Annotated in this window: 10 protein-coding genes; 5 read left to right on the top strand and 5 right to left on the bottom strand. The window is 57.2% G+C overall.

What is annotated here, in order from left to right:
- Nucleotides 1–2: 2 nt before the first annotated feature.
- On the top strand, nt 3–1,358 hold the full coding sequence (locus K5845_RS18575; protein WP_287959663.1) for a PPC domain-containing protein: 1,356 nt from the start codon (nt 3–5) through the stop codon (nt 1,356–1,358).
- Between the two features lie 57 nt (nt 1,359–1,415).
- Here the strand turns inward: K5845_RS18575 and K5845_RS18570 are convergent, their stop codons facing one another.
- The 4 genes from K5845_RS18570 to K5845_RS18555 all read right to left on the bottom strand — a co-directional run bounded on the left by K5845_RS18570 (nt 1,416) and on the right by K5845_RS18555 (nt 9,471).
- Nucleotides 1,416–1,823: a hypothetical protein gene (locus K5845_RS18570; RefSeq protein ID WP_052743975.1), complete on the bottom strand. Its 408-nt coding sequence runs from the start codon at nt 1,821–1,823 to the stop codon at nt 1,416–1,418.
- 31 nt (nt 1,824–1,854) lie between these two features.
- Nucleotides 1,855–4,545, bottom strand: a complete 2,691-nt coding sequence (gene alaS / locus K5845_RS18565) for an alanine--tRNA ligase (RefSeq protein ID WP_287959662.1) — start codon at nt 4,543–4,545, stop codon at nt 1,855–1,857.
- 563 nt (nt 4,546–5,108) lie between these two features.
- Entirely contained in the window at nt 5,109–6,266 is a 1,158-nt protein-coding gene (gene recA / locus K5845_RS18560) for a recombinase RecA (protein ID WP_046478512.1), read from the bottom strand.
- Between the two features lie 601 nt (nt 6,267–6,867).
- Nucleotides 6,868–9,471, bottom strand: a complete 2,604-nt coding sequence (locus K5845_RS18555; RefSeq protein ID WP_287959661.1) for a hybrid sensor histidine kinase/response regulator — start codon at nt 9,469–9,471, stop codon at nt 6,868–6,870.
- Between the two features lie 390 nt (nt 9,472–9,861).
- Here K5845_RS18555 and K5845_RS21245 point away from each other — a divergent pair, with 390 nt between their 5' ends.
- Both K5845_RS21245 and K5845_RS18545 read left to right on the top strand, forming a co-directional pair.
- Nucleotides 9,862–10,212, top strand: a complete 351-nt coding sequence (locus K5845_RS21245) for a hypothetical protein (protein ID WP_353736557.1) — start codon at nt 9,862–9,864, stop codon at nt 10,210–10,212.
- Nucleotides 10,213–10,397: 185 nt separating this feature from the next.
- On the top strand, nt 10,398–13,181 hold the full coding sequence (locus K5845_RS18545; protein WP_287959660.1) for a DUF3772 domain-containing protein: 2,784 nt from the start codon (nt 10,398–10,400) through the stop codon (nt 13,179–13,181).
- A gap of 25 nt (nt 13,182–13,206) precedes the next feature.
- Here K5845_RS18545 and K5845_RS18540 read toward each other — a convergent pair whose 3' ends face one another.
- Entirely contained in the window at nt 13,207–13,506 is a 300-nt protein-coding gene (locus K5845_RS18540) for a hypothetical protein (protein WP_046478509.1), read from the bottom strand.
- Between the two features lie 456 nt (nt 13,507–13,962).
- Here K5845_RS18540 and K5845_RS18535 point away from each other — a divergent pair, with 456 nt between their 5' ends.
- Both K5845_RS18535 and hspQ read left to right on the top strand, forming a co-directional pair.
- The gene (locus K5845_RS18535) at nt 13,963–15,015 is read left to right on the top strand and encodes an HpcH/HpaI aldolase/citrate lyase family protein (RefSeq protein WP_046478508.1); all 1,053 of its coding nucleotides are present in this window, start codon (nt 13,963–13,965) and stop codon (nt 15,013–15,015) included.
- 134 nt (nt 15,016–15,149) lie between these two features.
- Complete coding sequence (gene hspQ / locus K5845_RS18530) at nt 15,150–15,491, top strand: heat shock protein HspQ (protein ID WP_046480393.1); 342 nt, start codon at nt 15,150–15,152, stop codon at nt 15,489–15,491.
- The last annotated feature ends 10 nt before the right edge of the window (nt 15,492–15,501 follow it).

Genomic DNA, 15,501 nt, shown 5'->3' with positions numbered 1-15,501 from the left:
TCATGCCTGAAGAAGAGCAGACAACCCGCATTCGCAAAAAGCGCTTACGGCTCGGCTCATTTGGTCAGGTTGTAGCGGTCGCCAGCAGCTTGTTCGCAATGGCATTGCTATACTTGGGCTATGATCTTTTAAGAACGAATCTGACGCCCTGCGAAGCTATCTTTCAGCAAACGTCCGTTGGATTGGCGACAAAGGTTTCCTTCCTGAAAACCGAAGGCGAATTGAAGATCGGTCGCGAACAACTGACCGAGCTCGATGAACGGGCTCAAATGACGGCAATCAATCTAAAGACCTGCTGCACAGTCCTCGACGCCGGACGCCTCGATCCTGAGCAGTTCCTGCAGTGCAAGGCAAACGCACGTGATTACGAATCGCGCGTTGAAGACATCGTTGCGCTCGTACGTACGGCAATGCAGGCAACTGACACGCCGTCGTCTTCCCCAATAACGCCTACTGCGGCCGCAGCATCCCCGACGAATACAGCGACGAGCACGTCCAAACAACAGGTCGACCAAGCCATTGCAAAGAAAGTCAGCGAAGCCCGGCAAGCTTCCAAAACGTTCAACCATCAAGTTGTCGAAGTTCGAAAGGAACAGGCGCTGCAATCTCTGGAAGCCGTACCCCCTCGGCATATCGAGATCGACGCGCGGGAAAGCGAACCCAACAACGACAGCCTGTCGACCAATCAGCTTGGATTGAAGACGTGGATCGCGGCATCGATTGATCCACCGAAAGACGCAGACTTTTTCACTTTCACGACGCCTGCGGAATACCGAGACTGGATCAGGATCGAAATAGAAAATCGGTCCACAACGCTTGAGCCACGGATCGAATTGTTCGATGCAGAAAAAACCAGCCGAGGCTCTGTGCACAAGACGACCGCGGGAGCCGATATTGTTTACACATTCGTCGCCACGCCCGACACGCGTTACGCAGCTAGAGTAAGCAACCACTACGGCAACAGCGTTGGCGTCTATAATGTGCGCGTCGTTCCAACAAAGAGCTATGATGCGTTCGAACCAAATGACGGGCTGCTCACGGCAAAGCCAATCAATATCGGGGAGGGAATAGAAGCAGCGATAATGGACCCAGCCGATAGCGATTTCTTTAGCTTTGAAATCCCAGAAGGACGGGCTGAAACTGAAATACGGCTCGAAAACAGATCGACGACATTGCGCCCGGCCATTGTCATATACGACCCAGCCAAGTCTCAGATATCAGCAACATACAACACGACCGGCGGCGCCGACGTGACACAAGCATTCAAGTCCGCCCAACCTGGACGGTACCTTATTCAGGTGTACGATCACTACCGATCAGCCGCCGGCGCCTACACAATCCACATCAGCAGCAAATAAACCACCGTCGCGCTGTTTGGCGCCGTCCGCGGAGAGCCCTCTGCGTTAAGGCGGCGACTACTTCTTCGCCTTCATTTCTTGCGCCATGCGGGCATTGAGAGCACGGAAGTCCTGATCGAGTTGTGCGCAGGCCTTGGACTCTCCCTTGCAGTTCACGACCATATCGAGCGTGATGGATTCGCCCTCACGAACGGGGCGGCGACAGACCACAGCCGGATGGGCCGGATGCGAAGGCAAGGTGAAGGTCCACATGGCCCACGTCGACTTGTCCTGTAGCGCCACGTAATTGTCGTCGCGGAACACTTCAGGAAGCTTTTCCGTGGTCGACAACTCAGACTGCAATTTCTCGGGATCTGTATTGGCACGCGCGCATGGGGAAGCGTCGGCCCAGGCACCACCAGCGGCAAGACCGACGGTCGTCACAAAGACGAGAGCGGCAACGCCGCAACGCGAAACATTCATCATGTCCTGCTTCCTTCCCGTGAACTGATTGTCGTTAGCCCGCGAGGCGGGTTTCGATAGCCTTGATCGCATCGGCTGCTTTGCTGCCATCCGGACCGCCCGCCTGAGCCATGTCAGGTCGGCCGCCGCCACCTTTGCCACCGAGGGCTTCAGCACCGACACGCACCAGATCAACAGCGCTGTAGGTATCCGTCAGGTCTCCGGTCACACCAACGGCGATGCCAGCCTTACCATCTTCGGTAACACCAACCACGGCAACCACGCCAGACCCCACTTGCTTCTTACCGTCGTCGATAAGTCCGCGCAGATCCTTCGGGTTTAACCCTTCAACCGTACGCGCCAGAAGCTTGACGTCCCCCACGGTGCGAACCGCAGATCCGGAACCCGTGTCGGAAGCCCCTGAGCCGCCGAGCGCAGCCTGGCGCTTCGCATCGCTCAGTTGCCGTTCAAGCTGTTTCTTCTCCTCAAGCAGTGCACGAACGCGATCAAGAACTTCCTCCGGCCGCGTCCTAAGCATGGCCGCAGCCTCACGAAGCCGTTCGTCTTGCGACGCAAGATATGCGCGCGCGCCGTCCGAGGTCAGCGCTTCGATACGACGAACGCCGGCGGCACTCGCGGATTCACCGACGACCTTGATGAGACCGATGTCGCCGGTGCGCTTGGCATGCGTACCGCCGCACAATTCGACGGACCAAGCTTTGTTGGCCTTCTTGCCCACGGATTCGGACGCATCCCCAGGTGTATAGCCCATGGAAACGACACGAACTTCATCTCCATACTTTTCGCCGAACAGCGCCATCGCCCCCGACTCCATCGCGTCGTCGAGTGCCATCAGGCGCGTTTCAACAGGAACGTTCTGAACGACAATCTCATTGGCCCGACGCTCGACTTCGCGAATTTCATCAGCCGTCATCGGCTTGGGATGTGAGAAGTCAAACCGCAGACGCTCTGGCGCAACCAACGAGCCCTTCTGAGCAACGTGCGTTCCAAGCACCTGGCGCAAAGCCTCATGCAGAAGGTGCGTTGCAGAGTGGTTGGCGCGCGTCGCTGTCCGCCGCGCATGATCAACTTCGAGACTGACGGGTTCGCCGGTTTTGAAGGCCCCGCTCTCAACCGTGCCGAAGTGAACAAAAAGATCAGACAACCTTTTCTGCGTATCTGTAACGCGGAACACGGCGCCCTTCGGTCCGCGGATAACACCCGTGTCACCCACTTGTCCGCCGGACTCTCCGTAAAAAGGCGTTTGATTCAGGATGATCTGAGCTTCGTCACCCGCCTTGAGGGTCTTCACGGGCTTGCCGTCTTTGATGAGCGAGAGGATCTCACCCTCGGTCGCCTCCGTGTCATAACCGAGGAACTCGGTGGCGCCGACCTTATCCCGCACTTCGAACCAGACGGTTTCCGTCGCCGCTTCTCCCGATCCTTTCCAAGCTTTGCGGGCCTCGGCTTTCTGCTGCTCCATAGCCGCGTTGAAAGCAGCATGATCGACAGCGATGCCGCGCGTCCGCAATGCATCCTCGGTTAGGTCGAGTGGAAAACCGTACGTATCGTAGAGCTTGAAGGCGACATTCCCAGAGAAGACGTCTCCCTTGCCAAGGTCGCTCGAAGCTTCGCTCAATAGGCCGAGCCCTTTGATCAGAGTCGTGCGGAATTTCGTTTCTTCAAGTTTGAGCGTCTCGGTAATGAGTGCGTTAGCCCGGCTAAGTTCGGGGTACGCTTCCGCCATCTGCCGCATCAACGCCGGAACGAGCCGATGCATCAACGGCTCCGTCGCGCCAAGAAGATGAGCGTGACGCATCGCCCGTCGCATAATGCGGCGCAGGACGTAGCCACGACCATCGTTCGCAGGCAGAACGCCATCCGCAATGAGGAACGAAACCGCGCGCAAGTGATCTGCGATGACCCTGTGGCTCGCTTTGTGCTCACCCGTCGCTTCTACATTCGTCAGGTCGACCGAAGCCGCGATCAAAGCGCGAAACAGGTCTGTTTCATAGTTATCGTGAGTCCCCTGAAGAACCGCTGCGATACGCTCAAGCCCCATGCCAGTGTCAATGGAAGGGCGTGGCAGGTCGACGCGCTCCCCAGGCGTAACCTGCTCGTATTGCATGAACACGAGGTTCCAAATTTCGATGAAACGGTCACCGTCTTCGTCCGGCGAGCCGGGAGGTCCGCCAGGGATATGCTCCCCGTGATCGAAGAAAATCTCCGAACACGGCCCGCAGGGGCCCGTGTCCCCCATCTGCCAGAAATTGTCGGATGTTCCGATGCGGATAATCCGCTCATCAGGAAAGCCCGTGAGCTTCTTCCAGATATCGAACGCCTGATCGTCCTCTTTATAGACCGTGATCAGGAGACGCTTGGGATCGAGTCCAAACTCCTTGGTGATCAGGTTCCAGGCCAATTCGATGGCGACATCCTTGAAGTAATCACCAAATGAAAAGTTGCCGAGCATCTCAAAGAACGTGTGATGGCGCGCCGTATAGCCCACGTTGTCGAGATCGTTGTGCTTACCGCCCGCGCGCACACATTTTTGCGACGTGACAGCACGCACGTAGTCCCGTGTCTCATGACCGGTGAATACGTTCTTGAACTGCACCATCCCGGCGTTGGTGAACATCAACGTCGGATCATTCCGCGGGACAAGCGGCGACGACGGCACTATCGCATGGCCGTTCTTCCCGAAATATTCGAGAAATGCGCTTCGGATCTCATTAACGCCGGTCATTCATCGCCTCGTGCTAGCGGTCGTAGAAAAAACGTGGGTCTGCCCCGCGTGCTATTCCATCCTGTCAGAGAGTGCCAACTCCAAGCCCTAGAGCCTGACGCCTCACGGGATTCGCGCGAAACGCTCAGGCTGTAGACTATTTCTCATTTCCAGCGAAGCGTATTCCGCCTGATCCCCGGCGCTTGAAGTTGTGCAAGCTGCCACCCGCCACGCCCGTCAGGTTACCCGGAAAAACGCCGGAAGAAGCAATGACGGCGAAAAACGGACGCGCAGGCTCCAGAAAAGTCGTCTTATCGATGTAGCGTCGCCTTCTCCGCCATCAAGATGGAACTGGAAGGCAACCGCTGCCTGACGCTTGCCCACCCCGCACCACGGGACAGCCAAAACGGCAGTTCGTCGCCGTTTTATCGGCGCACGCGCGCCCTGTCCAGGCAAGGGCTCCGGGACACCGAAGCCCTCTAAGCCAGTCGCTCAAGGCTAAAGAACGCGAAAGGCGGAGGGTCCGCTTCAGAACCACCCCGCCAACATCGCGAAATTTCGACTTAGATCAGATCTGTGTTCAATCAGCGCCGGGCACGCGATTTACGGCCACCGGCCTGATCGTCAGTGGTTTCATCCTCGCCAACAACCGCCGGCACCTCCGCCGGTTCACTGTCCTCATCTTCAGCGACGGTAGGATCAACCAGCAAATGATCCGCGACGAGGCCCGCGTTCTCGCGGATAGCCTTTTCGATCGTAGCGGCGATTTTCGGATTTTCCTTGAGGAACGTTTTCGTATTCTCGCGCCCCTGCCCTATGCGCTGGTCACCATAAGAATACCAAGCCCCCGACTTTTCGATAATGCCGGCTTTAACGCCCAGATCAACCAACTCTCCGACCCTGGAGACACCTTCACCATACATGATGTCGAATTCGACCTGCTTGAATGGTGGCGCGACCTTGTTCTTCACGACCTTAACGCGGGTCTGATTGCCAACAACGTCGTCACGCTCTTTGATCTGGCCAATGCGACGGATGTCGAGACGAACCGAAGCGTAAAACTTGAGCGCGTTGCCACCGGTGGTCGTTTCCGGGTTTCCGAACATGACGCCGATCTTCATCCGGATCTGGTTGATGAAGATGACCATGCAGCGTGATTTGGAGATGGAAGCCGTAAGCTTGCGCAGAGCCTGGCTCATCAGACGGGCTTGAAGGCCAGGCAGACTATCACCCATTTCGCCTTCAAGTTCCGCCCTTGGCGTCAGTGCGGCCACCGAGTCAATGACCAATACATCCACGGCACCCGAACGAACGAGCGTATCGGCAATTTCCAGCGCCTGTTCACCAGCATCTGGCTGAGAAATCAGCAAATCTTCTACTTTGACGCCCAGCCGCTTCGCGTAAACCGGATCAAGCGCGTGTTCGGCATCGACGAAGGCGCAAATGCCGCCCTTTTTCTGAGCCTCGGCCACAACATGCAGAGCAAGCGTGGTTTTACCGGAGGATTCAGGACCATAAATCTCTATAATTCGGCCACGCGGCAAACCACCAATACCAAGGGCGATGTCCAACCCGATCGAGCCAGTCGGCACCGCTTCAACATCGATCGACTTGTCGTTGGCCCCGAGCCGCATGATCGAGCCCTTGCCAAAGTTCTTATCGATCTGTTCGAGCGCGGCCTGCAGCGCCTTTTGCTTATCCATAGCTCCCCCTTCGAGGACACGAAGTTCCGGCTTGCTCATAACGCGATTCCCGATGTTGTCGTGAGTTGCAGATCATGTCCGCGAGTCACAACGTACACTTTTTGTTCACTGAGAACAAGGAGAGAACATAGCGCATTTGTCAGAGCTCAGTGCGCGCACTCCGTAAGAGAAAGCGTCACCACTGATGCAGTCATAGCAAATCAGCCGGTCCAGTTAAATCGCAGGCTCCTAAAACCCGTGTGAAGACAGTGGACACACGCAATGCGTTGCAACGAAACATGATCGCCGAAGCAACAAATGAAAACGCGCGGCAAGCATAACGCTTTGCCGCGCGCTCCATAACGGAAGCTGTCAGCCGATCTACCAGAGAGATGCGAGGAGGACAGCAGCCCCGACACCGGAAAGCGTTCCGACGCCAATGATGCCGAGAAGACTTACGAACGGAAGGACGACGTCAACAACCATGATACGCACTCGCCTTATGCCCCAATGAGAAAAGTTTTCCCCAGGGCTTATGGCAATCAGATGGCAAATTGTCTCACTGGCGGCAAAATTCGTGCAGGTTCGGGGCACATCAGTGGCGTGTGTTGCAGGAATACCCCATCAGTCAGCCACAAAATCTCAAAAAATCACACCCGCCTTATGTTTCGAGCTGCTCTTTCACCTTTGCCGCGAGTTGAGGCAACGAGAACGGTTTGGGCAGGAAGGCAAACGTTTCTTCACCCAGGGCCTGCTGGAAAGCCTCGTTCGGATAGCCCGACACAAAGATGATCTTGAGGTCGGGATTCGTTTTGCGCATTTCCTTCAGCATCGTCGGCCCATCCATCGCAGGCATCACGACATCGGAAACCACGATATCGATATTGCCGTTCTGTTCGGCCATGACATCGAGGGCCTCCAGGCCATCGGAAGCTTCGAGAACCTCGTAGCCTTGGCGGGTCAAAGCCCGGACGGCGAACGAGCGTACGACATCTTCGTCTTCGACCAGCAGCACACGCCCAGCGCCCGTGAGATCAGCCTTCTGCACGCGGTTCTTGGCTTCGACTCGTTCGGTAATCGCCGCTTCGTCCTTCTCATCGAGATGGTAACGCGGCAGGTATATGCGGAACGTCGTCCCGTCACCCAGCGAGCTCTCCGCATAGATGTGACCGCCGGTTTGCTTGACGATGCCGTAGACTGTTGCCAGCCCCAAGCCCGTGCCTTTGCCGACCTCCTTCGTCGTGAAAAACGGCTCAAAAATCTTGCCAATTACATCAGGCGGAATACCGGTCCCCGTATCGCTGACCTCGATCTCCACGTATTCGCCAGGGAGCATACCCCGCTGCTGCAAGCGACGGGACTCACGTTCGGTCAGATTACGCGTGCGGATTGTGAGACGCCCACCGTCCGGCATCGCATCGCGCGCATTGACCGCGAGGTTGATGACGGCCTGCTCGAGTTGAAGTTTGTCGGTCTTGACGTACCAAAGGTCACGGCCCGACGAGAGCTTCAATTCGATCTTTTCGCCAACGGAGCGTTTTAGCAGCGAAGCCAGATCGGTCATGACCTCACCCAACTGCAGCGGCTCAACCATAAGTGTCTGCTGACGCGCCAACGCAAGCAGTTTGCCTACAAGCCCCGCGGCTCGGTTCGCCGACGACTTAATGTTCATGATGTCGGCATGCGCCGGATCGGTCGGACGATGCGTCTGCAGAAGAAAGTCGGAAAAGCCGATGATTGCCGTCAGCATGTTGTTGAAGTCGTGGGCAACAAAGCCCGCGAGCTTGCCAACAGCGTCCATCTTCTGGCTTTGCGCAAATTTAGCCTCAAGAGCTTTTTGCTCAGTAACATCAATCGCATACAGGATTGCAGCTTCCGAAGAGCTTCCCGTATGCGTCAACGGGCTCATGTAGACGCGCCGCGTAAATTCAGACTTGGCCCCGACGACGATATCCACGGGCGGTATGTTGCCGCGCCCCGACAACACCTTCTCTAGCCCGTCGCCAATCGCCTTGCTCGTATCATCATCGCCGGTACGAGCGAGAACATCGAGAGCCGCCTCGCCTATGCCGCTCGTTCCATCCACGATCATGCGAGAGAACGCAGCGTTGGTGCTCGAAATCTTTCCATCCCGCCCAATCGTGGCAATACCAATCGGGGCGGACCGGAAAAAGCGGGCAAACCGGACGCCGGCAACCTCAGTTGTGGCGTCGTCGATTTCCTCCTCGCGCCGGTCCATGACGGCAATCACCATGCCACCACCAACCGGTTGCGAAAATTCGTCTGGATCGTCCGCCAACGCGCTCAAGGCATCGTTCGCCGTTTGGCAGACAATACGCACAGGCAAGAGGCGTCCGTCTTCGCAAACGAGATCCAGATCCGTGCTGACAATCTCGTCAGGCCGGCGCCGCCGGCGCATGTCGAGGAGAAGTTCGGCACCGTCGGCCGCAAGCAGATCCGCTAACTTGCTGACGCGCGTCGAGGCCCCCAGCTTGTCGGAAACGCCGAGCCATCTCGCCAGCGTGCCGTTCATATGAACGATCGCACCGTCGTCATCAGCTGCAAGCAATCCGATTGGCATCGTCTCGTAGCGCTCAAGCTGAAGCTCGTAACCGGCGACGGCTGCAGCCTGCTTCTGACGCTCCGAAGTAATGTCGCTGATTTTCCAGAGGACGAGCGGCCGCTTGTCTTTGGAAGCCCCACCTGATTGGAAAGGCGAGACGCTGATCCGAACCCACGTAATCAGTTCGCGCGGACCCAGCGCATCGTTCGCAAGCGTCACCTTGACGTCTTCACTGCGTGCCAAGCCTGATTGCGCCGCGCGGGTCAGTCTGAAAATGGCTTCAGAAGCTGCCGAACTGCCGCCAAGGCCAAGCTCTAACGCTGCAATATTCCCTGCTGCCGAACGGTCGAGAATGCGATCAAAACGCTTATTCGCCCACACCCGTGCCCCATCGTTACGCGTGAGCTGCAATGCCTCGTTGAAATCGTCCGCCAGCATCCCAGCGACGTCATGTCGGGACTGAGCCGTGCCAAAGTGGATATGCCCCACCATCCATCCGAAGATGAAAAATGCGCCCGCCATAGCAAGCAGCGAAAGCACGATCAGCAGAATGGGCTGTGCCGTCCCGGAGGCAATAAGTGCGATCAGAGCTGCACCAGCCCCCACCACAACAGCAATCAATCCGGCGTGCGCGCGCACGTCCGCAAGGACAGCAGGCCCGTCACCGAACACATGTTGTCGCTGTGTTCCAATTCCGCTCATAGGCGGGCAAGCTATACGATTCTGTTGCGGGCGGCTCTCAGAAGCCTGCGTACGCTTGTACATATACTCGATACACTCTCAGCCGACAGTATTCGGTTCTCGCAGAATGGGGCAATGACGACTGCGCCACGGCCACATTTGTAGGGGAAAACCCCACGCTAACACCCTTGCGACACCGCTAACTGTTCGATCATCAGAGTTAAAATGACATGAATTGCAAGCTATAGACGGGACAATAAACGCAATCCGCCAGCGAGATTTCAGAAGCTATTGCACGCATTCGGCTGGCACATCGCAAAACCGTCGAGGTCGATAGACGGCTCACCCCGCAAGGGGCAACCTTGAAGCATCAGCCAAAAAAGGGCGCGGCACCGTCCGCGCGGGAAATGAATGTTGGACATTCTCTATTATCTCGCGATCTTCGCCTTCGTTGCCGCATCCATCGTCGTTGGTGGCTTGCTTTGGCGCAGCTACGCCGAAGGTGTCAGCCCGACAGCGGGCTTATTTCGCGCCCGCCAGGAGCCCCGTCTCGACGTCGTGGCGCAAACGAACCTTGATGGTCGGCGGCGATTGGTACTCATCAGACGTGACGATACCGAACACCTGATCATGACCGGTGGTCCAGTGGATGTCGTGATTGAAACGGGCATCAAAGATGGCAAGCCAGTCGTAAGCAACGGCGAGGTCGTCGAGCCCACGTTTTCGCGTCCCGCACGCACCGCCGGCAAGACGGAAGCTTGAAAGGTTGGGGAGGGTGCGGCGCACTGAGGGGTTGCGATCATGAGCGCGCACTGGCAATCCTGTGCGGCATTTGACGCATCCAACTAAGAGCTCTTCATCGGCTTTTATGCCGTCTTTACGGCCATCTACAGTCAGAGTAGCTGCGCGGCCGACGAATAAACGCCGCCGCCTGAACAAGGATTGTCATGTTTGCGGATATCAGGCGGCTCGGCCTTTATGTGATCCTAGCACTTGTTGGCATGGGCGCGCTGCCTTTGGCCGCGCAGACGCCGACTGCACCACCGGCAACACCACCATCCGCAACGGGCGAGCCTGCTCCGGCCGGGGCACCGCCCGCCCGCCGTACGCAGTGGCCGTCTGAAAAGTTTGCGCAGCAGCCTGACGAAGCAAAAAAGGCCGAAGGCAAGGCGGAAAAATCCGCAACACCCGCCCAAACGAAAACCGAACCCAGCACCAATACCCCGACGGCAGACGGCACCCCAGCGGCAGCTCCGGCGCCAACCAATGGCAACGGTCAGGCTACCAACGGGGACGCACGGCCCGCAGCATCATCCGAGAAGTCGTCGGAAAGCGAGGCCCCGGCGAATACGGTCGCACCGACACCGACTGAGCTGCCCGCTGATATCACAAACGGCTTGAACCAAGCCCAGGGCCTTGAAAGCCGCATAGAAGCGCTGGAAAAAAGCGTAGAGCGCGTCAAAGGCCGCGATAAAGAGCTCATCGACCAACTCCCTGTGATCGAAGCCGTAATCGCGGACTCGCAACGTCTAGCCCGTGAACTCCGCCCCAAGCTCGACGATGTTCGATCCCAAATCAGCCGACTTGGTCCGGCGCCTGACGGCAAAGACATACCGCCAGAATCTGCCACGATCGCCGCGCAACGCAGCAGACTGAATGCCATAGCCGCAGCGATCGATGGCGCAATAAAAACAGCCGGCCTCGTTGAAGTTCGCGCACGACAGCTTTCCGGTCGTGTCCAAGAACTGAGACAAGATATCTTCACGCGCGACCTGTTGCGACGCTCACGGTCGCCACTGGCCCCAGCCTTCTGGGAGGAAATCTGGCGCGCTGTCCCGAGTGCCAAACTTCAAGTACAGGCAATTACCGCTGGCTGGTGGTCCAATGTTTTAATCCAGCTCCCGGCAACGATTGCTGTCATTCTGGGTAGCTTCGCATTCTACGCTGTATTGAAGCTTTTAATGTTGCGTCTGTTGCGCGGCCTTTCAGCATCGCAGATCGCAGATCCAGGTTTTTATTTGAAAGTGTCGATGGCCGGGGCTCAAGCCCCTTTACGGGCCATCCCAGCCATAGCTGGTGCAAGTGCGCTGTATTTCGGGCTCGATTTTCTGGGGTTGCTCTACCTCCAGGTCGGCTACCTAGCCGCGACGATCCTCGAAGGCGTTATCATTTACAAAGTCAGCACCGCCCTCGCGAGGGCGTACTTGCGACCCAACCAGCCTGCATGGCGTGTCCTGGAATTCGACAATCAGACGGCGCGGCGCCTTGCACGACTGATAAAGTTGATCGCCGCTGTCTACGTGATTGATCTCGCCTTACGAGAACTCATCAGGCTTCTTTATCTACCGCTGCCCTTCAGCATCGTAACGACCCTGACCGCCAGCCTCTTACTGGCCGTTCTATTCGCCTTGGTCTCCCGAATGCGTTTCCCACTATCGGTCGATAACGATAGCTCGCTAGCGAGACTGAGAGCAGAGCTCATTCGATTGCCCCTATTGCTAGCGGCCGTAGTGATCGTCGTCGCTCTTGTCGGGGGCTACATCGCCTTGGCGCGCTACGTCGGCAATCAGGTGTTGATGACCGGTTCTGCGATCATCCTTCTGTTGCTCTTCTACCTCGCCAATCGAGCAATAGCAGCGGAACCAGATCAAAATCCGGGAGCTCAAGCCGCGGCCGCAGATCCTCATGGTCTTTCGATCGACCTGCGGCGACGGATGGCAGGCATCACGGCTGTCGTACTGGACAGCATCCTCGTGGTCGTCGGCATCCCGGTTCTGCTGCTATCCTTCGGCTTTTCCACCGCAGACATCGGCAGCCTCGCAAACCGTGCTCTGTTCGGTTTCGAAATCGGCGGCGTCCAGATTTCACTTGCCCGCATCGCAATCGCTCTGGGCATCTTCGCTGTCCTTTTAACGCTGACACGCGTTCTACAGCGCTGGCTCTCCGAAACGGTTTTGCACCCCAAGCGCACGGATCAGGGATTGAGCAACTCGATCTCAACCGGCGTCAACTATCTCGGAATTGGCGTCGCATCGCTGGCCGCTATCTCCTACGCGGGCCTCGATATCACCAACATCGCGCTGGTCGCCGGTGCATTGTCCGTTGGTATCGGTTTCGGCCTACAATCAATCGTCAATAACTTTGTGTCGGGCTTGATCTTGTTGGTCGAGCGCCCGATTAAGGTCGGCGACTGGATCGATGTCGCGGGCCAGGGCGGGTACGTTCGTCGCATTTCAGTCCGTGCAACCGAGATCGAGACATTCGATCGAGCGAGCGTCATTCTCCCAAACTCGGAACTGATTACTGGTACCGTAATCAACTACACCCATCGCAACGCGATGGGGCGCCTGACGATACCTGTTGGTGTGAATTACGGAGCGGACCCTGAGCACGTCATCTCCGTCCTCATGGACATTGCGGAAAACTCATCGCTTGTAGCAAAACACCCAGCGCCGTTTGTCGCCTTTGAAAATTTTGGCGACAACGCATTAGAGTTCTCTCTCAGGGTCTATATCATCGATGTCGGCAAAACCTTGGGGACGAAGACAGAACTCCGCACCCAGATCGTCAAACGTTTTGCTGAGGAAGGAATTGGCTTCCCGTTCCCGCAACGCGACATTCATCTACGCGACCTGGACGGACTGAAGATCGTACTGGCCAAGCTCCTACAGAACCGTGCATCCGCGCAGCAGGTGAAGTCAGACAGAGAAGACGAGGCCCCACAAACCTGACACAGCAACGCCGTCTCTGTGATGATTATTGCGTCGCGGTTTGTGCGGAGGCCAGATCGATAGTACCCCGCATGGCTGCAATCGCGCGGCCATAAGCCGTAGCGCTCTCATCCGGTCTGGAAACGACAGGTTGAGAAACCTGCTGCGCTACAATCCTATTGTTCACATCCGCCACGATCCGCTTCTGATCGGGGTTACCCGCCGCCAGAACGAGCGTAACCGCCATGACCACGCCCGCAGACATCAAAACCAGACGTACTCTGTGCGGCAACCGGCTCGGCGTAAGCCGATCTGCAAGTTGGCGCGAAGCGGTATCATCCAGCATGTCGTGCAGCCTTTCGGTCCGTTGGCGGCGTCCACGTGGTTAACTATGGCGTTGCACTAGTTAACAATGCGTTTTGAGCTGCACCATTTTGGAACCGGGGCTCGCGGAGATTGCCGCGGGCAAGCGCAAGATCACAGCTTGCGCAAGCAAAAACACACAACTGAAAATCCGACGTAGGAATGGAACCGTACGCACTACTAGGCGTTTACGGCTGGCGGCACCGGCGCAAGACCGTCAGTCGGGCGCGCTGGTACAAGCGGGGCCGTGGCGTCTCGCGGTGGCTCCCCCGCCGCGAGACGACCTTTTTCAGTCTCCCCAAGCTCACCAAAACGCTTAGCCCTTAAAAAAGTTGCAGCAGCCTCAAACACAGCGCTCTGCCGCCGCGTTGACTTGGCACCAACCCCCTCTACAGTGCAGCGCAACAATCGTTATAAAATGAAATAGGAAAGCCCACCGATGACTGTTACGCGCACGCCCGCCAAACACTTCCAGCCTCTCGCCATCGGTGCGCCGGAACCCTTCCGTACTCTGCCAGTCCGGTTAGAGCGGATGATTCACTTCGTCCCCCCGCACAACGAAAAGATCCGCGCCAAGCTCGGCGACATGATCAAGAAGGTCGACGTCATCCTCGGGAACCTGGAAGACGCCATTCCAGCCACCGAGAAGGAAGCCGCCCGCGCCGGCTTCATCTCCATGGCGCAGGAACACGATTTCGGCTCCACTGGCCTCTGGACACGTATCAACTGCCTGAATTCACCGTGGGCACTCGACGACATCACCGCGATCGTCGCGAGCGCGGGCAATAAACTCGATGTCATCATGTTGCCGAAGGTCGAAGGACCGTGGGACATCCACTATCTCGATCAGCTGCTGGCACAGCTTGAAGCTCGGCATAACATCACGAAACCCATTCTCATTCACGCCATCCTCGAAACCGCCGAAGGTGTAAATAACATCGAGGCTATTGCTGCAGCGTCCCCACGCATGCATGGCATGAGCTTAGGCCCTGCCGACCTCGCAGCCTCACGCGGCATGAAGACGACCCGTGTCGGCGGTGGGCATCCTGATTACGCCGTGCTAGCCGACGCCGGGGAAGCCGGGGCACCGCGCATCGCTTATCAGCAAGATCTCTGGCACTACACCGTCGGCAAAATGGTCGACGCGTGCATGGCCTATGGTATCAAGCCATTCTACGGACCCTTTGGTGACTTCTCTGATCCGGCAGCGTGCGAGAGCCAGTTCATGAACGCGTTCTTGCAGGGTTGCCTGGGCGCTTGGTCTCTTCACCCTAGCCAGGTCGACATCGCCAAAAAGGTGTTCAGTCCCGATCCTGCCGAAGTTGACTTTGCAAAGCGCATCCTCGAAGCCATGCCGGACGGGACAGGCGCGGTTATGATTGACGGCAAGATGCAAGACGACGCGACGTGGAAGCAGGCAAAGGTCATTGTCGACTTGGCGCGAATTGTCGCATCCAAGGATCCAGAGCTGGCAAGCGCCTACGGCCTTTGAGCCAAGGCAGGTGTGGCGGCCATACCTTGGCCGCCCATCTTTCACCTATCGAACGTGTTGACAGGACTGATGCAGTCTCGTGGAATACCAGAATGGGTTCCAAAAAACGAAACAATGAAGTTCTGAAAGCAGTCATGGGCACGGCCGATAAAATTAAAAGCGCCAAATACAATGTCGGAGAGGTGGTAAGGCACCGCCACTACGGCTTTAGGGGCGTTGTGTTTGATATCGATCCGACCTTCGACAACACGGAAGAGTGGCTTCTCGCGATCCCAGAGGAAATCCGCCCTGATCGCGAACAACCATTCTATCATTTGCTCGCTGAAAATGCTGACAGCGAATACATCGCCTATGTCTCGGAACAGAATCTGGTGATCGACCAGACTGGAACACCGCTGCGTCACCCGCAGATCGAAGAGCTGTTCCATCAGGACGAGGAAGGCCAGTTCCAGCCCCTGTTTTTGCAGGCACACTGACCCGCACACG

This window comes from Filomicrobium sp. (assembly GCF_025698805.1).
GTDB classification, from domain to species: Bacteria; Pseudomonadota; Alphaproteobacteria; order Rhizobiales; family Hyphomicrobiaceae; genus Filomicrobium; species Filomicrobium insigne.
The sequence above is the reverse complement of the archived record's forward strand: the minus strand, read 5'-3'. Positions and strand labels throughout refer to the sequence as shown.